The sequence below is a fragment of the Burkholderia stabilis genome (assembly GCF_001742165.1).
GTDB lineage: Bacteria > Pseudomonadota > Gammaproteobacteria > Burkholderiales > Burkholderiaceae > Burkholderia > Burkholderia stabilis.
Genome location: NZ_CP016443.1, coordinates 1752265 through 1772684, shown reverse-complemented (window position 1 = coordinate 1772684; position 20420 = coordinate 1752265). Strand labels below are relative to the sequence as shown.

Annotated in this window: 15 protein-coding genes and 1 pseudogene; 9 read left to right on the top strand and 7 right to left on the bottom strand. The window is 66.9% G+C overall.

Going from position 1 to position 20420, the window contains the following annotated elements; genetic code table 11:
- The first annotated feature begins 116 nt into the window (after nucleotides 1-116).
- Nucleotides 117-1046, top strand: a complete 930-nt coding sequence (locus tag BBJ41_RS25775; RefSeq protein ID WP_069749069.1) for a 2-hydroxyacid dehydrogenase — start codon at nucleotides 117-119, stop codon at nucleotides 1044-1046.
- A gap of 24 nt (nucleotides 1047-1070) precedes the next feature.
- On the opposite strand, the gene BBJ41_RS25770 is transcribed toward BBJ41_RS25775, so the two are convergent.
- Both BBJ41_RS25770 and BBJ41_RS25765 read right to left on the bottom strand, forming a co-directional pair.
- Nucleotides 1071-1439: an NUDIX domain-containing protein gene (locus tag BBJ41_RS25770; RefSeq protein WP_069749068.1), complete on the bottom strand. Its 369-nt coding sequence runs from the start codon at nucleotides 1437-1439 to the stop codon at nucleotides 1071-1073.
- A gap of 248 nt (nucleotides 1440-1687) precedes the next feature.
- Nucleotides 1688-3643 carry a Xaa-Pro dipeptidyl-peptidase gene (locus BBJ41_RS25765; RefSeq protein ID WP_069749067.1) on the bottom strand — a complete coding sequence of 652 codons (1956 nt, stop codon included), beginning with the start codon at nucleotides 3641-3643 and terminating at the stop codon, nucleotides 1688-1690.
- A 525-nt stretch (nucleotides 3644-4168) separates the two neighbouring features.
- Here BBJ41_RS25765 and BBJ41_RS25760 point away from each other — a divergent pair.
- A complete protein-coding gene (locus BBJ41_RS25760) occupies nucleotides 4169-4981 on the top strand; it encodes a hypothetical protein (protein WP_069749066.1) in 813 nt (270 codons plus the stop codon).
- A 20-nt stretch (nucleotides 4982-5001) separates the two neighbouring features.
- On the opposite strand, the gene BBJ41_RS25755 is transcribed toward BBJ41_RS25760, so the two are convergent.
- Complete coding sequence (locus tag BBJ41_RS25755; protein WP_069749065.1) at nucleotides 5002-6255, bottom strand: lipoprotein-releasing ABC transporter permease subunit; 1254 nt, start codon at nucleotides 6253-6255, stop codon at nucleotides 5002-5004.
- Nucleotides 6256-6265: 10 nt separating this feature from the next.
- On the bottom strand, nucleotides 6266-6511 hold the full coding sequence (locus BBJ41_RS40650; protein ID WP_156814871.1) for a hypothetical protein: 246 nt from the start codon (nucleotides 6509-6511) through the stop codon (nucleotides 6266-6268).
- 11 nt (nucleotides 6512-6522) lie between these two features.
- Here BBJ41_RS40650 and BBJ41_RS25750 point away from each other — a divergent pair, with 11 nt between their 5' ends.
- A complete protein-coding gene (locus BBJ41_RS25750; RefSeq protein WP_069749064.1) occupies nucleotides 6523-12525 on the top strand; it encodes an MG2 domain-containing protein in 6003 nt (2000 codons plus the stop codon).
- Nucleotides 12526-12615: 90 nt separating this feature from the next.
- Nucleotides 12616-14976 carry a penicillin-binding protein 1C gene (gene pbpC / locus BBJ41_RS25745; protein ID WP_418222320.1) on the top strand — a complete coding sequence of 787 codons (2361 nt, stop codon included), beginning with the start codon at nucleotides 12616-12618 and terminating at the stop codon, nucleotides 14974-14976.
- A 41-nt stretch (nucleotides 14977-15017) separates the two neighbouring features.
- Here the strand turns inward: pbpC and BBJ41_RS25740 are convergent.
- Both BBJ41_RS25740 and BBJ41_RS25735 read right to left on the bottom strand, forming a co-directional pair.
- Nucleotides 15018-15248, bottom strand: a pseudogene (locus tag BBJ41_RS25740) (MBL fold metallo-hydrolase); the annotation flags it as partial.
- A 23-nt stretch (nucleotides 15249-15271) separates the two neighbouring features.
- Nucleotides 15272-15892: a CDP-alcohol phosphatidyltransferase family protein gene (locus tag BBJ41_RS25735; RefSeq protein ID WP_069749061.1), complete on the bottom strand. Its 621-nt coding sequence runs from the start codon at nucleotides 15890-15892 to the stop codon at nucleotides 15272-15274.
- A gap of 254 nt (nucleotides 15893-16146) precedes the next feature.
- Between BBJ41_RS25735 and BBJ41_RS39615 the strand changes: the two genes are divergently transcribed.
- The 3 genes from BBJ41_RS39615 (at nucleotide 16147) to BBJ41_RS25725 (ending at nucleotide 18433) form a co-directional block, all read left to right on the top strand.
- Nucleotides 16147-16437, top strand: a complete 291-nt coding sequence (locus BBJ41_RS39615) for a toxin-antitoxin system YwqK family antitoxin (RefSeq protein ID WP_083281978.1) — start codon at nucleotides 16147-16149, stop codon at nucleotides 16435-16437.
- Nucleotides 16438-16718: 281 nt separating this feature from the next.
- The gene (locus tag BBJ41_RS25730) at nucleotides 16719-17522 is read left to right on the top strand and encodes a hypothetical protein (RefSeq protein ID WP_069749060.1); all 804 of its coding nucleotides are present in this window, start codon (nucleotides 16719-16721) and stop codon (nucleotides 17520-17522) included.
- 158 nt (nucleotides 17523-17680) lie between these two features.
- Nucleotides 17681-18433: an AAA family ATPase gene (locus BBJ41_RS25725; protein ID WP_069749059.1), complete on the top strand. Its 753-nt coding sequence runs from the start codon at nucleotides 17681-17683 to the stop codon at nucleotides 18431-18433.
- Nucleotides 18434-18656: 223 nt separating this feature from the next.
- On the opposite strand, the gene BBJ41_RS25720 is transcribed toward BBJ41_RS25725, so the two are convergent.
- Nucleotides 18657-18995 (bottom strand): helix-turn-helix domain-containing protein, encoded by a 339-nt coding sequence (locus BBJ41_RS25720; RefSeq protein ID WP_069617470.1) that lies wholly within the window; start codon nucleotides 18993-18995, stop codon nucleotides 18657-18659.
- A 78-nt stretch (nucleotides 18996-19073) separates the two neighbouring features.
- Here BBJ41_RS25720 and BBJ41_RS25715 point away from each other — a divergent pair, with 78 nt between their 5' ends.
- Nucleotides 19074-19979 (top strand): hypothetical protein, encoded by a 906-nt coding sequence (locus BBJ41_RS25715; RefSeq protein WP_069749058.1) that lies wholly within the window; start codon nucleotides 19074-19076, stop codon nucleotides 19977-19979.
- 207 nt (nucleotides 19980-20186) lie between these two features.
- Nucleotides 20187-20417: a hypothetical protein gene (locus tag BBJ41_RS25710; RefSeq protein ID WP_069749057.1), complete on the top strand. Its 231-nt coding sequence runs from the start codon at nucleotides 20187-20189 to the stop codon at nucleotides 20415-20417.
- Nucleotides 20418-20420 lie beyond the last annotated feature (3 nt).

Sequence of the window (20420 nt, the reverse complement as noted above, 5' to 3'; positions counted from 1 at the left end):
CGGCTTTGGCAAACCGCGTGCGGCGGCGTGCCCACAGCCCGCGTGGGGATAACCCGCAGCCGTCACGCGGGCTTGTTACACTGAAATCCGTTCCCGTCTTCCAGACAAATGCTGACATGAAGCCCGAGCTGCTGGTCCTCATCGCATTGCGCGGCGACGCGCATCGCGAGATCGCCGCGTCGTTCGACGTGCGCTACGCCCCGACTCCCGAAGCACGCGAACGCGCGATCGCCGAACACGGCGGCGCGATCCGCGCGGTGCTGACCAACGGCAGCACGGGCCTGACTGCCGGCGAGATCGACCGGCTCCCGCAACTCACGTTCGTCAGCGCGCTCGGCGCGGGCTACGAGCATATCGACGTTGCGCATGCGAAGGCGCGCGGCATCACGGTCGTCACCGGCGCGGGCACCAACGACGATTGCGTCGCCGATCACGCGTTCGCGCTGCTGCTCGCGGCGGTGCGCGGCGTCGTGCAACTGGATGCGAAAACCCGCGCGGGCGTATGGCGCGAAGGGTTGCCGATGCCGCCGAACGTGTCCGGCAAGAAGCTCGGCATCGTCGGGCTCGGGAAGATCGGCGAGAAGTGCGCGCGCCGTGCGGCCGGCTTCGACATCGAGATCGGCTATCACAACCGTACCGCGAAGAACGTCCCTTACCGCTATTTCGACCGGCTCGACGCGCTCGCGCAGTGGGCCGATTTCGTGATCGTCGCGACGCCGGGCGGCGCGGGCACGCGGCACCTGATCGACCGCGCGGTGCTCGATGCGCTCGGCCCCGGCGGTTTCCTCGTCAACGTGTCGCGCGGCAGCGTTGTCGATACCGCTGCTTTGGCGGACGCGCTGCGCGACAAGCGCATCGCGGGCGCGGGGCTCGACGTGTATGAAGGGGAACCGGAGCCGCCGCGCGCGCTGACGGATCTCGACAACGTCGTGCTGACGCCGCACATGGGCGGCTGGTCGCCGGAGGCGCTCGATCGTTCGGTGCGGCAGTTCCTCGACAATGCCGCACGGCATTTTGCGGGGCAGCCGGTGTTGACGCCCGTGTGACACGCGCCGCGTGTCGGCGGGCGATCAGTTCGCCTGCCTGCAGAATTCCCAATAGAAATCCGGGAGATCCGGCGGCCTTGCGCCGTCGAGATCGATCCAGCCGAACTGGTTGTGCTCGTCGCTCAGCACGATTTCGTGCCGGTCGACCTGACACTGGAAGCACACGATGAGCACGCGCTTGCCCGGCACCACCTCGCAGGATCGGCTGCCCACGTAGCGGATCGCCGATGCGGCGATGCCGCACTCTTCCCGCACTTCGCGCGCCACCGCGGCTTCGAGCGACTCGCCGGGCTCGGGCCAGCCGCCGGGCAACTCCCATTCGTTGCGGGGATTGCGCAGGAACAGGGCCGAGCGGCCGCTTCGGACAATCGCTTTCGCACTGATGGGAATCATGTCGGCATCACCGTTGGCATTCGACGTTCGGGCAGGGACCGGCGACGCGCCCGTGATGCTCGAGTGGCTTCGGGTGTTGCCCGACTCGTCGCCCGGATGTGCCGCCAGTGCGCAGCGTAACGCATGCGCTCCGCTCCTGCAGCGAGGTTCCTGCCCGCATCGGCGCGGCCGCGGGCAGGGGCGGCGTTCCGGACCATCAGGCCCGAAACGCCGTGACATCGCGAACCCGGGCGTCGCTGTGCGCCCCCTTACGACGACACGAGCGGCAGCGTGACCGACGTGCCGGCCGGATCGAGCGTCAGGCCCGTGCCCGGCGTCGGCCGCAGCGTCGCTTCGTTGTCGCTGGAGAGCACGACGAGGCTGAGCCGGTGGCCGGCTTCGAGCTTGTAGTCGCGCGGCATGAACGTCAGCTTCAGGTCGTACGGCATCCCGGGCAGCACGGGTTCCGACAGCCACTCGGACAACCGGTTGCGCGGGTCGGTCCAGGCGCGCGTGACGATCGTGGCCGTGCCGTCCGGTGCGCGATCGACGAGCAACGCCGTCACGTTGGCCACCGCCGTGAAGGTCAGCCTGACGCGCGCGGTCGCGGTGCCGGAAAGACGCGTGGTGGCCGTGAACGGTGCGGTCTCGAAGCGGCTGCGATGCTCGCCCGTGGTCGCGTTCGCCAGCGTGAGCGCGGTAATGCGCGCATCGTCGGTGAAGCGCGCGAGCGGGCCGCCGGTCGGCGTGCGCAGCAACGTGCCGGTGCCCGCACCGTCACCGCCCGCGAAATACGCAACCGGCGTCGCGCGGCGTGCGGCCCAGTCGGCTTCCTTCAGCAGCGTGCCGTCGGCCTGCTCGATCACCGCGCGCGGATCGCGTTCGACGCCGTTGTCGAAGCCGATCAGGTAGCGCGTGAACCACCGGTTCACCTCTGCGGGCCACGCGTCGGCCATCGCCGGCACGCGGGTCGGATCGGTGTGCTTCAGGCGGTGCAGCCACAGCTGCGTCGGTACGCCCTGGCGCCGCATCGCGAGATACCACGACGTCGACTGGTCGACGCGCACGTTGTCGTCGGTCAGCCCCTGCGCCACGAGCGCCGGCGCGACCGCGAAGCCGGTCGGGATGTCGCGGGCGGCCCAGAACGGCGAATAGTCGCCGGTCTTGCGGTCCTCCTTCTGCAGCGCTTCGTCGATCAGGTGCGTGCAGCGCTCCGGATGCGCATTCGTCAGCAGCGCCTTGATGTACACGTCGACGTCCTCGCCCTGATAGCCTTCCGGCGCGCGCACGAGCCCGCCCGAGCGGTAATAGCCGTACATGTTCGACAGCCCGGCAATCGGCACGATCGCGTCGAGCCCGCGCGTGCGCAGGCTCGCGACCATCTTCGGCAGCGTGCCGTCGTACGACACGCCGTACATGCCGACGTGGCCCGTCGACCAGTTCGCGACGACCGTCTTGCCGTTCGCGTCCTTCGCGGTCGCGTCGCGGCCGAGCCAGCGGATCACCGACGCCATCGCGACCGATTCGTCGCGCGTGAGGATCGTCGGGCAGCCGTCCGAGCCGGCGGTGCCGAGCGAATCCGCATAGACGATCGTGAAGCCGCGCTGCACGAAGTAGCTTTCGATCCACGAACGCCCGGCGGCGGCGGCTTCGAGCTGTTGCAGCATGCGCGTCTGCGGGGCGGCGGCCATGATGCGCGCGGACGCCGATCCGGATGCGGACGACGATGCGTTCGCGGCCGGATGCGGCGTGCCGTCGAGCTCGACGTCGACGTCGTGGTCCGGGCTGTCGGCGAGCCCTGCGTAATACGGGCTTGCCAGCACGATCACGGGCGTGCGTGCGCCGTTCGCGGTTTCGGACGGGCGCACGATGCGCACGTGAATGCGGTCGCGCGTGCCGTCGCCGTCGGAATCGACCGGCGTATCGACCCACGCGTTCTCCTCGATCGTGCCGCCCGACAGCGACGGCTGCACCTGGCCGTTCGCGATCACGGGCCGGTAGCGCCCGCCGCTGGCCGGATTGGCGTACGGGACGCCGGACGGCGAAACGCGCGAAGCAAGCGACTGCGTATCGGCCGCCGATGCGGCGGCCCCCTCCTGTTGGCTTTGCGCGAGCGCCGATGCGCCCGCCACGCCGCCGTCGTCGCCGCCGCATGCGGCAAGCGTCGCGGCTGCGACGAGCGCGGGCAGCCAGGCGCGCCGCGATCCGGTTCGATGAAAGTTCATTGCAGACCTCTTTGTTGTGATTGTCCGGAACCGTCCGGTCCGCGATTGCCCCCCGCGGCCCGGGCCGGGTGCTGCATCGGATGAAGCGGAACTGCACCATCAAAAGCACGGCGGCGGGCGAAACGCCCGCGTGTCACGCCCGGTGTCGGCGCGAATGCGGCAGAGGCGATGCCCGCGGCGTGATGCGCAAGCAGGAGTGCGAATCAAATCCGGGCATGCCAGGTCATCCTTCGGATGTCAGGTGAAATGAAACGGCACGATTCGATGAGGCGGGGGTGTTGCGAACGACAGTGCTGCAACGGCAGGAAAGCGCGACGCGAGTCGGCATGGCTCGCCGGTTTGCTTTCCGGAAGCTTGCGCAAAACTTATCGCAGTGAAATCTCCATGTCAAACTTTTTTAGATCAAGACAAACAAAGTTTCGGTCCGTGTGCGCGTGCGGCCGGTGATTCGTGCGATATCGGTCTCAATTTCCGCGGAATCCATCCGTAAACAGGGAAAAACATTCTGAAAGGAGAGAGAGGGCAATGACGATTTCGGTCACGGCGGCGGGCGGCCTTTCGCTCGCGCAGATGGCGCAGGCGGCGCTCGATACGAGTCAGGGGCAGGGCACGGCGGGCGCCGGGAAACCGCAGGACGCGCCGCTCGCGATCCGGGCGGTGGACCCGGAAGCGATGCAGGCGGCGATGACGAAACAGCTGTCGATGGTGGGCGACCTGTCGACGAAGCTGACCGGCGTCACCGACCAGCTCGCGACGAGCATGCGCGAGATACTCGCGAAGCGGCCGGACCTGGCCGACGCGCAATTCGACTTCATGACCGACAACGGCCGGATCAAGGTCGTGTCGAAGACGATGACGGAAAGCGACCGCGCGTGGGTCGAGTCGACGCTGAACGCGAACGCGGGCCTCGTGCTCGCGACGCGCGACTTTCACCAGCAGGCGGTCGACCTCGACGCGCAGGGCGCGGCCGTGCGGGGCGAGACGTTCACGGAAAGCGACCGCGCGGCGGCCGGCCAGCGCGCCGACACGCGCTTCCAGTTCATGAGCCTGATCAACGCCGCCGTCGCGCGCAACGGGAAGAGCGTGGAAGCCGGCGGACACTTCACCACGCTGAGCGGCACGCCGCTGAAGGTGGAGCAGTCGGCCGGCAGCGCGCGCGGCACGCTCGCGCTACTGGATACCGCGCGGCAACTGTCGTCGGGCGCGGCGGTCTTCGTCGACGGCACGGGGCAGAAGACGTATGGCAGGCAGGCGCAACTCATCGACGTGGGCTTCGACGTGCTCGCCCGCTACACGCCGGACGACGGCAACAGCGTCGGGTTCCACGAGATCGCGTAACACCGCGCCGGGCGCCGCGCCTATTCGTCGCGCAATGCCTCGGCCGGCCGGACCCGCGCCGCGCGCCAGCTCGGGTAGAGCGTCGCGACGCACGACATCAGGAACGCGGCCGCGGCGATCTCGATCACGTCGATCGCCGCGAGCTTCGACGGCAGCGAGCTGAGGAAATACACGGACGGCGTCAGGAAGCGGATGCCGAGCAACTGCTCGATCGCCGGCAGCACCCACGGGATGCTTACCGCGATCGCACAACCGAGCGCGACGCCCGCCAGCGTGCCGGCGAGGCCGATCGTCATCCCCTGGATCGCGAAGATCTTCGTGATCGACCCGGGCGGCGCGCCGAGCGTGCGCAGGATCGCGATGTCGCCCTGCTTCTGCGTGACGGTCATCACCAGCGACGACACGAGATTGAACGCGGCGACCGCGACGATCAGCATCAGGATCAGCGACAGCATGCGCTTTTGCAGGCGCTCGGCTTCGAACCACGTGCGGTTCTGGCGCGTCCAGTCGCGGATATAGAGGTCGCCCGACAGCGTGCGGGAGAGTTCCAGCGCGACCTCGGGCGCGCGCTGCAGATCGTCGAGGCGCAGCCGGATGCCGGTCGGCGCGGGCACGTTGAACAGCGTTTGCGCGTCGCGGATGTGGATGTACGCGAGCGCGCTGTCGTACTGGTAGTGGCCGGATTCGAACGTGCCGACCACGTTGAACTGCCGGAAGCGCGGCAGCGCATCGCCGAGGCGCGCGCGGTTGCCCGGCGCGAAGAACGTGATGCGATCGCCGATCTTCACGTGCAGCGCGTCCGCGAGCGCCGCGCCGAGCACGATGCCCATCTCGCCCGGCGCGAGCGCATCGAGGCGGCCGGTCTTCAGCTTGCGCGCGATCTCCGACACGCGCGGCTCGAGCACGGGATCGATGCCGCGTAGCGCGACGCCCGTCACGTTGCCCGCGTTCGTCAGCAGCGCCTGCGCGTCGACATAGGGCGCGACGGCGCGCACGGCCGGGTTCTGCAGCGATTCGTGCGCGGTGAGCCGCCAGTCGGGCATCGCGCCGGACGGCGAGAAGATTTCCACGTGCGCGAGCACCGACAGCATCCGGTCGCGCACCTCGGTGCGAAAACCGTTCATCACCGACAGCACGACGATCAGCGCGGCCACGCCGAGCGCGATGCCGGCCATCGCGGCGCCGGCAATGAACGACACGAAGCCGTCGCCGGCCGAGCGCCGGCCGCCGCGCGCGTAGCGCAGCCCGATCTGCCATTCGAACGGGAGTTTCACGGGTGACCTTTCAATCCGGTTTCATCGAGCCGGGCATTCTAGCGAATGCGGCGGGCGCGCGCGCGAAGGCCGGCGTTTTCGCAGCGTTGCGCGCCGGCACACCGATATTTCCATCGTTTCGGGTCTGATCGATAATGACGGCCAGCATCCGGTCGAACACAACATTCCAAGCATTACGGCGCAACCAGGGCCGCGCCGTCACAGACCAATAAATCTCGGGGAGCGCCGCCGAAGCCGGCCGCACGTCCTTGAACAAGGAAATAACAAATGGATTTGCTGCGCTTCCTGCTGCTCCTGCCGATTCGCGTGGCGGGCTTCGTCTGGCGCCTGCTCGGCCGCGTGCTGCGGCCGCTGGTCGGCGACGTGTCGTGGACGGCGCCCGCGTGGGTGGGCGTCACCGCCGCGGCCGTGCGCCGCCGCCCGTGGCATGCCGGCGGCCTCGTGCTGCTCGCGGCCGCGCTCGGCTACGGCGCATATTGGCTCAAGCATCGCCCGAAGCCGCCCGAGCCGCAAACCGTCGGCTTCACCGTGAAGGCGCCGGCGATCACGACCTACGAGGTCGACGACAGCGGCAAGCCGAAGATCACCGTGCATCCGCTCGAAGTGGCGTTCGCGCAATCGGCCGCGCCGATCGAGCGGGTCGGCAAGCCGGCCGGGCCGGGCATCGAGATGACGCCCGCGCTGAAGGGCGCGTGGGAATGGGCCGACGACAAGACGCTGCGCTTCACGCCGGCGGCCGACTGGCCGGTCGGCGCGCACGTCGAGGTGCGCTTCGCGGTGCACCAGGTGTTCGCGCCGCAGGTGACGATGCACGACGACCATTTCGCGTTCGACCTGCCGGCGTTCACCATGCAGTCGGGCAACAACGAGTTCTACCAGAACCCCGACAACCCGGCGGAGAAGCAGGCGCTGCTGCAACTGCGCTTCAACTATCCGGTCGATCCGGCCGAGCTCGAGAAGCGCGTCGGCCTCGTGCTGGTCGGCCGCGACGGCAAGACCGTGTCGCCGCTGCGCTACACGGTCAACTACGACAAGATGAAGACGAGCGCGTGGGTCAACTCGCAGCCGCTCGAGATTCCGCACGATCCGCTGTCGGTGCGGCTCGACGTCGACAAGGGCGTGAAAAGCGCGCGCGGCGGCGACGGCACGCCGCAGGTGCTGCATGCGTCGGTCGGCGTGCCGGGGCTCTACAGCCTGTCGATCGGCAACGTCGCACCGACGCTCGTCGACAACGAGCGCTACGAGCCCGAGCAGGTGCTCGTCGCGGAAGCGTCCGACGGCGTGCGCAGCGCCGATCTCGCCGCGCGCGCAAAGGCGTGGGTGCTGCCGAAGCGCAAGCCGGGCGTCGATCAATCGGACGACGATCCGCCGTACGAATGGAACGTGGCCGACATCAGCGATGCGGTGCTGAAGCAGTCGAAGCCGCTGCCGCTCGAGGCGGTGCCGACCGAGAACGATTTCGCGACGCTGCAGAGCTTCAAGTATCACGCGACGCCGGGCGACCGCGTGGTCGTGCGTTTCGAGGGCGACCTGAAGTCGGCGGGCGGCTACCTGCTCGGCGCGCCCGTGACGACCGCGTTCACGGTGCCCGACTATCCGAAGCTGCTGCGCTTCATGGCCGACGGCTCGCTGCTGTCGATGAGCGGCAGCAAGCGGCTGTCGGTCGTGTCGCGCAACCTGCCGGGGATGAAGGTCGAGATCGGCCGCGTGCTGCCCGACCAGCTTCAGCATCTCGTGAGCTTCAACAACGGCACGTACGCGCGGCCCGAGCTGTCGTATTCGTTCAGCGAGGATCACATCGTCGAGCGCTTCGTGCAGACGCGCGCGTTCCCGGCGGGCGACCCCGGCAAGGCGCATTACGAAGGTATCGATCTCGGTCAGTACCTGAAGGGCGGCAAGCGCGGCGTGTTCCTGCTGCACCTGTCGAAGTACGACCCGGCGGCCGAGAAGAAGAAAGCCGACGACGCGAAGGACGGCGATGCGTCGTCCGACGGCGGCAGCCAGGATCAATCCGACAACGCCGATTCGAGCGACAGCAATGGCAACGGCGACGACAGCGACAACGCGCTCGGCGATACGCGCCTGATCGTCGTGACCGATCTCGGGATGCTGGTCAAGCGCGCGCTGGACGGCAGCCAGGATGTGTTCATCCAGTCGATCCGCAACGGCTGGCCGGTTGCGGGCGCAACCGTCTCGGTGCTCGCGGTGAACGGCCAGGCGCTGTTCACGCAGACGACCGGCGCCGACGGCATCGTGCATTTCCCCGCGTTCAAGGGGCTCGATCGCGAGAAGCGTCCGCAACTGTACGTCGTGAAGAAGGACACCGATCTGTCGTTCCTGCCGGTTGCCGGCCGCGACCGCCAGCTCGACTTCTCGCGCTTCGACGTCGACGGCGAACGCAATGCGACGGGGCAGGGGCAGCTGTCCGCGTACCTGTTCTCGGATCGCGGGCTGTACCGGCCCGGCGATCCGTTCCATATCGGCCTGATCGTGCGCGCGGCGAGCTGGGCGCGCAGCCCGGCCGGCGTGCCGCTGCAGGCGGAAATCGTCGATCCGCGCGGGATCACGGTCGAGCGCAAGCCGGTGTCGGTCGACGCGACGGGTTTCACGGAGCTCGGTTATACGACGGCCGAAACGGCGCCGACCGGCACGTGGACGGTCAACCTGTACATCGTCAAGGACGGCCAGCCGGGCGCCGAGCCGATCGGCAGCACGACGGTGCAGGTGAAGGAGTTCCTGCCCGACCGGATGAAGGTCGACGCGAAGCTGTCGCAGCAGGTGGTCGAAGGGTGGGTGAAGCCGAAGGGGCTGAAGGGCGTGGTCGATGCGCAGAACCTGTTCGGCACGCCGGCGGAGAAGCGCCGCGTCGCGGCGACGCTGACGCTGCGCCCCGTGTGGCCGTCGTTCCGCAGTTGGCAGAACTACCACTTCTTCGACGCGCGGCGCGCGAAGGAGGGCTATACGACGACGCTGCAGGACGGCACGACCGACGACCACGGCCATGCCGAGTTCGACCTCGATCTCGACAAGTACGCGGACGCGACCTACCAGCTCTATTTCCAGGCGAAGGCGTATGAAGCGGAAGGCGGGCGCAACGTCGCCGCGAACGCGCAGACGCTCGTGTCGAACAACGACTGGCTGGTCGGCTACAAGTCGGTCGACGATCTCGGCTACGTGAAGCGCGGCAGCCCGCGCACGGTGCAGCTCGTCGCGATCGATCCGGGCGCGAAGGCGATCGACGTGAAGGACCTGCGCGCGCAACTCGTCGAGGAGCGCTACGTGTCGGTGCTGACCAAGCAGGATTCCGGCGCATACAAATACGACTCGCGGCTGAAGGAAGTGCCGGTCGACGAGAAGCCGCTGACGATTCCGGCGGCCGGGCTCGACTTCACGCTGCGCACCGACAAGCCGGGCAGCTATGCGCTCGTGATCCGCCGCGCGGACGGCACCGCGGTGAACCGGATCGAGTATTCGGTCGCGGGCGACGCGAACGTCACGCGCTCGCTCGACCGCAACGCCGAGCTGCAGGTGAGCCTCGCGAAGCACGACTACAAGCCGGGCGAGCAGGTCGAGATCGCGATCCGCGCGCCTTACGCGGGCAGCGGCCTGATCACGATCGAGCGCGACAAGGTGTACGCGCACGCGTGGTTCCATGCGGACACGACGAGCTCGATCCAGCACATCACGGTGCCGGCCGGCTTCGAAGGAAACGGCTACATCAACGTGCAATACATCCGCGATCCGTCGTCGGACGAGATCTTCATGAGCCCGCTGAGTTATGGCGTCGTACCGTTCTCGGTGAACCTCGACGCGCGCCGCAACGCGCTGAGCGTCGACGCGCCGGCGCTCGTGAAGCCGGGCGACACGGTCAACTTCACCGTGCATTCGGCGAAGCCCGCGAAGGTCGTCGTGTTCGCGGTCGACGAAGGCATCCTGCAGGTCGCGCGCTACAAGCTTGGCGATCCGCTGAAGTTCTTCTTCCGCAAGCGGATGCTCGAAGTCGGCACGTCGCAGATTCTCGACCTGATCCTGCCGGACTTCGAGAAGCTGATGGCGATGGCGGCGCCCGGTGGCGACGCGGACGACGCGATCGGCCGCCAGCTGAACCCGTTCAAGCGCAAGCGCGACAAGCCGGTCGTCTACTGGTCGGGGATCGTCGACGTGAACGGCGACACGCGCCTGAGCTACACCGTGCCCGACTACTTCAACGGGAAGCTGCGCGTGATGGCCGTGTCGGTGTCGCCGGACCTGGTCGGCACGTTCGAAGGCGCGACGACGGTGCGCGGCGATTTCGTGCTGTCGCCGAACGTGCCGACGACGCTCGCGCCGGGCGACGAGGCCGACGTGAGCGTCGGCGTCGCGAACAACCTGACGGGCGTCGGCAACCAGCCGGTGCCGGTCGCGGTCACGCTGAAGACGGGCCCGCAGTTGCAGGTGATCGGGCCGGCGACGCAGAACGTCGCGCTCGCGCCGCAGCACGAGGGCGTCGCGCTGTTCCGCGTGAAGGCGACCGACACGCTCGGCTCGGGCGCGCTGTCGTTCGGCGCGCGCTACGGCGCGAAGGGCGCGCAGCAGCGCGTCGACGTGTCGGTGCGGCCGGCCGCCGCGTTCCGCACGCAGCTCGACATCGCGCGGCTCGATCCGGGCAAGAAGGCGAGCGTGCCGAACCTGCGGCCGATGTACGACGCGTATGCATCGCGCGACGCGAGCATCTCGACTGCGCCGCTGGTGCTGTCGGAAGGGCTGTCGTCGTATCTCGTCAACTTCGATCACTATTGCAGCGAGCAGATGGTGAGCATGGCCGTGCCGCGCGTGTTCGCGTCGAAGTGGCTGTCGGTGCGTGCGCTGACGAGCGCGATGCATGCGCCCGAAGCCGGCGCCGATGCGGCGAATGCGAGCGCGATCGCGCAGTTCCTCGGCGTGCTGCGCAGCCGGCAGAACGCGCAGGGCGGCTTCGGCTTGTGGAGCGCGACGCCCGACGCCGATCCGTTCGTGTCCGCGTATGCGATGCACGTGCTGCTCGACGCGCGCGATCGCGGGACGGCCGTGCCGAAGGACATGCTCGATGCGGGCAACGCGTATCTGCAGAAGCTCGCGGCGAACGATTCGCTCGGCTCGCTCGACTTGCTGCGGCAGCGCGCGTATGCGGTGTACCTGCTGACGCGCCAGGGCAACGTGACGACCAACAGTCTCGCGGCCGTGCAGAAGCGCCTGCAGGATGCGTATCCGAACGACTGGAAGAACGATCTCGCTGCTGCGTGGCTCGCCGCGTCGTATCAACTGCTGAAGCAGGACAAGGAAGCCGCTGCATTGATCGCGGGCCCGCAGGCGCTGCTCGAACGCAAGTCCGCATCCGACGGCGGATACGTGACGGGCTACTACATCGATCCGCTGACGCGCGACGCGAGCGTGCTGTACCTGCTCGCGAAGCACTTCCCCGAGCGCGTGCGCAAGCTGTCGCCGCGCGCGATGGACAACATCGCCGCGCCGATCGTCGACAACCGCTACAACACGCTGTCGTCGGCGATGACGATTCTTGCGCTCGATGCGTATGCGGCGTCGAACGCGGGCCAGCTCGACCAGCTCGCGATCGACGAAGTGCGGGCGGGCACTGCGCCGAAGGACGTGTCGTCGATCCAGGCGAACCTCGTGCGTTCGGGCACGTGGGCGGCCGGCGCGTCGCGCGTCGATTTCGTGAACGGCAGCGCGCTGCCCGCGTGGTGGGTCGCGAGCCAGTCGGGCTACGATCGCGGCACGTCGACGAAGGCGATCAAGAACGGGCTGGAGATCGTGCGCGACTACACCGACACGAACGGCAAGCCGCTCGACAAGATCACGCTCGGCCAGGAGATCGACGTGCACCTGAAGATCCGCGCGACGGGTTCGGCGAACGTCGGCAACGTCGCGATCGTCGATCTGCTGCCGGGCGGCTTCGATCCGGTGATCGCGCCGCCGCCCGCGACCGATTCGCAGGATGGCGACGGCAACGGCGACAGCGGTGCGTCCGCGCCGGCGGCCGATGCGCCGTGGCGCTCGCCGATCGGCGTGACGGGCTCGACGTGGCAGCCGCAGTTCGCGGACGTGCGCGAGGATCGCGTGGTGATCTACGGCACCGCGACGACCGACGTGCGCGAGTTCGTCTACCGGATCAAGGCGAGCAACGCGGGCCGCTTCGTCGCACCGCCCGCGTACGGCGAGTCGATGCACGACCGCCGCGTGCAGGCGCAGGCGCCCGGCGGCGCGGCGCTGACGGTGGAGCGCGTGCGATGACGGGGAGAGGGCCGCACGCTTTGACCGGAGCGCCCGCACGTGGCTGACACCACCGTGTTCCGGCGCGTGCTGCAGCGTGCGGGCCGCTGGATGCATCGCTGGCAGAACTGGATCGCCGGCGCGCTGCTGGTGTTCGGTGCGCTGGTCGCGTGCCGGCTGTGGCCGCACCCGCCGCTGCGCGACTGGAAGCCGTCGTCGGTCGCGGTCGTCGACGCGCAGGGCCGGCTGCTGCGGCTCACGCTCGCGAAGGACGACCGCTACCGGCTGTGGGTGCCGCTCGCCCGGATGTCGCCGCAGCTCGTCGAAGCCGTGATGCTGCACGAGGACCGCTGGTTCTGGTGGCATCCGGGCTTCAACCCGTACGGGCTCGCACGCGGCGCGTGGATTACGTACGTGCGCGGCGGCAATCCGCAGGGCGGCTCGACGCTGACGATGCAGCTCGCACGCTCGTTGTGGCGGCTGAACACGCGCACGCCGGCCGGCAAGCTCGAACAGGTTGCGCGCGCGCTGCAGCTCGAGCTCTTCTACTCGAAGCGACAGATCCTCGAAGCCTATTTGAACGATGCGCCGTACGGCCGCAACGTCGAAGGCGCGGGCACCGCGAGCGTCGTCTATTTCGACCGGATGCCCGACGCGCTGACGCTGCCCGAGGCGCTCGCGCTCGCGGTGATTCCGCAGGACCCGGCGCGACGCGTGCGCGGCGGGCAGGACGAGATCAACCGTGCATTGACCACATCGCGCAACCGGCTGTATGCGCGCTGGCTGACGCGCCATCCGCACGATGCGTCGTTCAAGCCGCTGTTCGCATTGCCGCTTGCGATGCGATCGCTCTCCGCGCTGCCGTTCGATGCGCCGCACGCGGTCGATCAGGCGCTTGCCGCGCGTCGTGCATGGCGCACGAAATCCGGCGACGAAGATGAGATGAGCGACGGCGGCGCACGGCTCGAGACGACGCTCGATCTCGACCTGCAGCGCACCCTCGAACGGCAGATCGCGCGTTACGTCGCGCGCAACGATACGCGCGGCGTACGCAACGCGGCCGCGCTGCTCGTCGACACGCGCGACATGAGCGTGAAGGCGCTGGTCGGCTCCGCGAATTTCTTCGACCGCTCGATCGACGGGCAGGTGAACGGCACGCTCGCGCGCCGCTCGCCGGGTTCGACGCTCAAGCCGTTCATCTATGCGCTCGGTTTCGACCAGGGCGTGCTGCATCCGCAGACCGTGCTGCGCGACGTGCCGACCGCGTTCGGCCCGTATGCGCCGGAGAATTTCGACGGCCATTTCCTCGGGCCGATCACCGCGACCGATGCGCTGAACCGCAGCCGCAACGTGCCGGCCGTGTGGGTCGCGTCGCAGCTCAAGTCGCCCGATCTCTACCGGTTCCTGCAGGAAGCCGGCGTGCGCAAGCTCGCAAGCGCGCAGCATTACGGGCTCGCGCTCGTACTCGGCGGCGGCGAAGTGACGATGCAGGATCTCGCCGCGCTCTACGCGATGCTCGCGAATCGCGGCGCGTTCCGGCCGCTGCGGCTGCGCGCGGACGAACCGGTCGCGCCCGGCCGTCGCCTGTTGAGCGCCGAGTCGAGCTACATGACGATGGACATGCTGCGCCAGCACCTGCGTCCCGACGAGACGAGCGGCGCGCAGCCGTCGAGCGTGCCCGTCTACTGGAAGACCGGCACGTCATGGTCGTTCCGCGACGCGTGGACGGCCGGCGTGTTCGGCCCGTACGTGCTGGTGGTGTGGGTCGGCAACTTCGACAATTCGACCAACACGGCTTTCGTCGGCGTCGACGCGGCGGCGCCGCTGTTCTTCCAGGTGATCGATGCGCTGAACGCCGAGCGCACGATCGTCGAGCCGCCGCGCGTGGTGCCGCCGCACCTGAAGCGCGTGCGGATCTGCCTTGCCAGTGGCGACCTGCCGAACGAATGGTGCCCGCAGCAGGGCTGGACGTGGTTCATTCCGGGTACCTCGCCGATCCGCGTGAGCACCGTGCACCGGCCCGTCGTGATCGACGATGCGACGGGGAGGGCTGCGTGCCCGCTCTACGACGGCAAGCGCATGCATACGGAAATCTTCGAATTCTGGCCGTCGGACCTGCAGCAGGTGTTCGCGCAGGCCGGCATTCCGCGCCGCCGGCCGCCGCAGAACGCGGAATGCCGCGACGCGGGGCAGGTAGAAGGCGATCCGCCGCGCATCACGTCGCCGCTGCGCGGCAGCACGTATGCGATGCGCGTGAAAAGCGCCGACGATACGCGCATCGCGTTCAATGCGACGGCCGATGCGAGCGCGCATGCGCTGTACTGGTTCGTCAACGATGCGTATGTCGGCCGCAGCGCGCCGGGCGAGGCGCTGTTCTGGCAGCCGCGGACTGCCGGCAGCTATGCGGTGCGCGTGGTCGACGATCATGGGCGCGCCGACCAGCGGCCGCTGGCGGTGGGGCTCGAGCAGTAGCCGCTGCGTACCGGTCGCTTCGACTGCTGCCGTTTGCGGCCTTACGCGTGAGTTTCGTAAAGCAGGCCGTATCCCCCCTTCGTTCGCTTGATGCGCGCGAAGCCGGGTTCCCCCAGATGCATGCCGGCGATCAGGAACCCTTCCGAGCTGACCTGGTCCAGAAGCCGCGATCGTGTAGCGGCGGCAATGGACTGGTCCTGATCGAATGCAATCGAGACGTCCGGGCGCTCGATCTGGATGTGCGGGAAATGCACGATGTCCCCCCAGACGAGTCGGGCTCATGCCGGTCGCGCGGTCAGGGCTTTGGCACCCGGATACGGCTGATCATCAGCGACCCGGACAAGGCGAACAGCAGCGTCAGCGGATGCAGCGTGCCGCCCCAGATCCGGATTTGGCCAAGCCACATGTTCGGGCCGATTGCGTCGAACCACGCCGCAACGGCCAGCAGCAACACAAGGACGATCGATGTCGGAATCGGCGTGCCCTCGAAGTAGGACACCTTTCCCGACTCCTGCGACAGCGCTTCCGCCGTCACGTTATAGCGGGCAAGTCTCGACACGCCGCAAGCCACGAAATACACCAGGATCAACCGGTCGTACAACCCTCGCATGCCGCATCCGTAACCGATGATGGCGGGCGCAACACCGAACGAAATCACGTCGGCGAGCGAATCGAGTTCGCGGCCGAGCGCGGACGATTTCTGCCGCCAGCGGGCAATTCTTCCGTCCAGAATGTCGAACACCAGCGCGCCGAGAATCAGGCCGCTCGAGTAATAGATGTGCAGCCTATCGCCGGATGCGATGTACGAGATGATCGAGAAGAGCGCGCCAGTGCCGCAAACCGCGTTACCGAGGGTGAACCAGTCAGCCAGATGAAATTCACGGATCATCGAAAATCGCCGGACAGGTTTTGTCATGCTGAGGTTGGCCAGATTGAAGAAGAAGCTTCTATGCTATCAGGCTGCCGAACGCGTTCTCGCGAACATTCCGTGGGGGATGAGTGCTCCGGAGGTTGCCGATCCGTTGCGCCGGTTGTCTGCTTCGCGGAGGTCGTTGCGGGGCAATTCCGGTTGACCGCGTGGGGCGGTTGGCGGCCAGGAGCGGTCACTGATATGCTTCGCAGGCAAGACACTCGGACTGGGATTCTGGAAAACTCGGAGAACAATAGAGCATGCCCGATTTGGAAATCGCGGAGATCTATTACGAGAACGGTGACGTCAAATATCGTTACTCTCGGTACCTCACTTCCGATGGCAGTCGGTGGATTAGGCACGGCCTCTTTGTCGCATATAGCGAGAATGGCACCGTAGTTTCCGAGGGAAACTATGACCATGGCGTCGAACATGGTCCATGGAAGGACTTCCATCCAAATGGCAGCATTGCTGCGTCCGGTAACTATGATCGGGGAACCGAGGTTGGAGCCTGGACGTATTGGAATGCAGATGGTCAGCCCGAAACATAGCGCAAGCTTGCCCGGCAGCAACGTCCGTTGTGGGTCGGCAACGGCCCGTCCCCAAAAGGGTGGGCGTAGTCTTGACGTAGCGTTGTGCGCTCAGCCTTGTCAGATAAGGCGCAGGTGCGCCATGCATCATGGGCGCGTCACCTGTCGTACCGGTCGCCGCCGAGCGCGCAGCGCTCCGTTTCGCTGATTGAACAGAGCCGATCCATTGGTTTGATCGATTGCCGTATCCTCCACGGAACAATCGGCAACTTGGAACTATACTGGGCAGCTTGGAGGATTCAATGACCGATCACGACAGGCTGCATCCACTCCGTCCGCTCCTGAAAAACTGGGTTTGGGAGCATGGTCGAATCGGGACTCGCTATCTGGACTGCGTTGATGGCGAAATCAAGTTTGATGACGGCAAGAAATCGCATTTCGCAGCCGAGGAATATGTCTACGTGCCCCTTGGCAACGGCGCTGAAGACGATCCATCCGCGGATCGTCCTGCGATCCACGAGGCAGGGCTTGCGCGGTTTTTGCGGGCTGCCCAGTTGGGTAAGCCAGAGGAAGCCGGTTCCGTAGCGGATGTTCAGCGCGCAGTCCAGGATTGCGTGGAGATCGGCCTGTGCAGCGCATATCAATGGGAAGCTCGACAGGCATTTGCTCGCTACGCGCAGGAGCCGATGTTCGATGACGAGATCCGCGCAGCGGTTGTCGCCGATATCCGGCGTGTTTACGTCGGCATGCGGGAGCAACTGGCGCTGTACGATTTCAGTGTGCTCCATGGTTTGCCGATGCCGCTGCTGATCGGCGACACGCCCTTCGTCGACTGGCGCGTGCGCACCAGTCCGGCACTTCCGTTTGTATCGCTTCCGCTGGGACCCTACTGCCTGCTGGTAGGCGCGCCGTCGGGCAGGAAAAGCCGAGTCGGCCCGGTGGTCTGGAAGGCCGCTGCCACGATGGGCCCGTTGAAGGACCACAATCGCCAGATCGAGGAGCAGGCACGCCTGTGGCTGGTGGCGACCACGGATGACCAGCTTGTCACCGCACAAGGCCGCATTGCTGCGAGCATGGGCTCCAGCCAAGGGGATGTGAAGCCCTGACCGAAGCCGTCCACGGCCGATTGCTTCCAGCTGCTGCCCTGAAGCGGTGATTGCACCGATCGTCGAAGCCCGGCGACACGCAATCGCATCTTCAGGCCCGCCTTTCGTGCCGTATCGTCCGCTCTAAAATGAGGTGAAACCGCCCAAGAGCCGCCGCGATGATTTCTACCCAGTACATCAGCCGCATTTCCCTCCAGCGAGAGAAGGTCGAATCCTTCGATCGCTATCCGTTTTCATTGGCCGCGGTCCGGTCGCTCGATTTCCTGACGCCGCACCCGAAGGTGACGTTCTTCGTCGGTGAGAATGGCTCGGGCAAATCAACGCTGCTTGAAGCAATCGCAGTGTCGATGGGCTTTAATCCGGAGGGCGGGACAAAGAACTTCAACTTCGGTACACGGGCCTCGCATTCGAATCTTGCGAGCTATCTGCGGATAGCCAAGGGCGTGAGACGTCCCAGGGATGGATTCTTCCTGCGGGCAGAGAGCTTCTTCAACGTAGCCACGGAGATCGAGCATCTCGATGCAGAGCCGTCATTCGGGCCTCCGGTCATCGATTCGTACGGCGGTCACTCGCTGCATGAGCAATCTCATGGCGAGTCGTTCATGTCCCTGTTGATGAACCGGTTCGGCGGCAAAGGACTTTATTTGCTTGATGAGCCCGAGGCGGCCCTGTCGCCGCAGCGGCAACTCGCCGCCCTTGCCAGAATCCACGATCTCGCCATGGATGATTCGCAATTTTTCATCGCGACACATTCGCCGATCCTGATGGCCTATCCCGACGCATCGATATTTCAGTTCGACGCGGCCGGTGTGTCGCAAGTGGCATACGAAGAGACCGAGCACTATCAGGTCATGCGTACCTTTCTGATGGACCCCAAGCGCATGCTGAACAAGTTGCTGGAAAGCGAATAGCAGGCGCCTCGCAAAGCGGGCTCTGGTTGGTTTCAACCGTGTGCCGAGTGGAGCGTGGTCGCAGGCCGACGGCATCTGCTTTCGTGTCGGCTGATCGGCGTCCTGGCTGCGACCGGGCGTTTCTTCAGGGGCGTCGCGCAGCCCCGCGCAATTTCACGAAAACCCTTTCTTTCCTCCCGATCCCCACCGTCGCACCGCGCAGGCACCGCACCGCCCGCAACCGTTACCCGTCGTCGGCCTTCGCCTGCAGCCCCTTCAACCCCTGAATCACCACCAGCAGCGCGCGCCCGTGCTCGTCGGAGCCGTCCCACGCGTCGACGATCGCGTCGCGCAGCAGATCGTTATAACGGCGGCGCGACGGTTCGGTATCGACGCCATAGAAACTGCATAGCTTATTGAATGGCGCGCTGCGACGCAGTCGATGCCCGTTCGACAGCCGAAGGCGCGACACGGTTGGCTGGCTGACCCCGGAAAGTCGCGCTATTTCGCTGGACGAGCGTGTATCTGCCATCAGGCGGCGCAACAGGTCTTGTACGGGAAAATCTTGGTCCGGGGCTTCCATGCGATGCATTATACCTATACAGTTACGGCTGTTGAATGGGCTTGCTGTCACCAGCGAAGCTGTATCCCGAGAAAGTTGATGACACTGAAACACCTCCCACCCACGTTCTGCTGGACCAAGATCGGTACCGAGTCCGGCGAGGAACTGCCGACCGTCGTGCTCCGCAAGGAATGGGAGCGCCGGCTCGGGGGCGGGCGTTTTCTGTGGGGCATCAACCAGCCGCTCGGCAGCAGTGCGCAAGTCGCCGCGCATCGCACGGGCTCGCTGCTCGCGCTGTTTTCGCCGGTCGCGTCGCGGCCGCGCGCGGGCGAGCGCAAGGACGCGCTGTTGTGGAATGCGTGGGTCGATGCGAGCGGGCAGGTGCGGCCGCTTCCGCCGCACACGTTCATCGCGAGCCGCTCGACGCTGCCGTCGGGCCGGCGCCGCGAGCAGCACTACGCGCTCGTGTGCGCGTCATCCACCGCGCTGACGGTCGGCACGCAGCTGCGCGTGTTTCCCGACCACCTGCGCAGCGTGAGCACGGGCAAACCGCTTGGCGCCGCACAGGGCGCGGCCGTGGTCGATTGCGTCGGTCGTGCGAAGGAACAAACGGGCAAGAGTTATCCGCTCGCGCTGTCGGTCGAGCTCGAGGCGCCGTATTTCGTGCGGCTCGCGCAGCCGTGCGTGCTGAAGGCGCGCGATCTCGCGGAAGTGAACAAGGCGACGCGCGCGGGCGATTTCGATCGTTTCGTCGAACTCGTCGCGCGGTTGCGCGGCCGTTCGCCGACGGATGCCGTGCGTGGCGTCACGCGCGATCTGTTCGACGTCGACGTGCCGCCGATCGAAACCGCGGCCGCCTACGTCGCGCCCGCGCATGGCGCGCGATTGCGCAGCCGGCCGGCGGTCGAGCATCAGCGCGATCTCACGGGCGATTTGTTCGATCTGTCGCCGGGCGAGGCAGCCGCATTCGCCGGCCTCGCGCATCGGCGCATCGGGCGCGCGTGACGGCAGCGGGCGCGCATCGCGCGCAAGAATTTGTTGCAATCTCGCCGTAGCGGATCGGCGGGCGCAGAGGGACAATCGGCATGAAGCGCGCTGCGCGGCGGCCGATGCGTCGACGATCGATGGGGCGTGGTTCACGCCGCCGACATGCGCACCACGCACACTGAGCGTCGGCTTGCTTCACACTGCAATCCTGAGGGAGGAGTGTCGATGTCGACCCACATCTGTTCGCGGGAAGCCCGGGCCGCACAGCGCTTCGTCGAAGCGACGCGCAACGTCGATCAGGCCTTTCGCGCCGTGCGCGGCGAAGGCGACGACGATGTATCGTCGGCCGAATACGCACGCGCGATGTCGCGTCTCGATCGCGCGCTCGACGAGCTGGCGCGTGCGCAGGAATTCTTCGACCGCATCGTGAGCACCGAATCGGCGCACGGCAACTGATTC

Coding starts and splice junctions, on each gene's coding strand:
- BBJ41_RS25750 (WP_069749064.1), top strand. CDS start 6,523: ATGGATTTGCTGCGCTTCCTGCTGCTCCTGCCGATTCGCGTGGCGGGC.
- BBJ41_RS25760 (WP_069749066.1), top strand. CDS start 4,169: ATGACGATTTCGGTCACGGCGGCGGGCGGCCTTTCGCTCGCGCAGATG.
- BBJ41_RS25735 (WP_069749061.1), bottom strand. CDS start 15,892: ATGACAAAACCTGTCCGGCGATTTTCGATGATCCGTGAATTTCATCTG.
- BBJ41_RS25775 (WP_069749069.1), top strand. CDS start 117: ATGAAGCCCGAGCTGCTGGTCCTCATCGCATTGCGCGGCGACGCGCAT.
- BBJ41_RS25725 (WP_069749059.1), top strand. CDS start 17,681: ATGATTTCTACCCAGTACATCAGCCGCATTTCCCTCCAGCGAGAGAAG.
- BBJ41_RS25720 (WP_069617470.1), bottom strand. CDS start 18,995: ATGGAAGCCCCGGACCAAGATTTTCCCGTACAAGACCTGTTGCGCCGC.
- BBJ41_RS25770 (WP_069749068.1), bottom strand. CDS start 1,439: ATGATTCCCATCAGTGCGAAAGCGATTGTCCGAAGCGGCCGCTCGGCC.
- BBJ41_RS25730 (WP_069749060.1), top strand. CDS start 16,719: ATGACCGATCACGACAGGCTGCATCCACTCCGTCCGCTCCTGAAAAAC.
- BBJ41_RS25715 (WP_069749058.1), top strand. CDS start 19,074: ATGACACTGAAACACCTCCCACCCACGTTCTGCTGGACCAAGATCGGT.
- pbpC (WP_418222320.1), top strand. CDS start 12,616: ATGCATCGCTGGCAGAACTGGATCGCCGGCGCGCTGCTGGTGTTCGGT.
- BBJ41_RS25765 (WP_069749067.1), bottom strand. CDS start 3,643: ATGAACTTTCATCGAACCGGATCGCGGCGCGCCTGGCTGCCCGCGCTC.
- BBJ41_RS25710 (WP_069749057.1), top strand. CDS start 20,187: ATGTCGACCCACATCTGTTCGCGGGAAGCCCGGGCCGCACAGCGCTTC.
- BBJ41_RS39615 (WP_083281978.1), top strand. CDS start 16,147: ATGCCCGATTTGGAAATCGCGGAGATCTATTACGAGAACGGTGACGTC.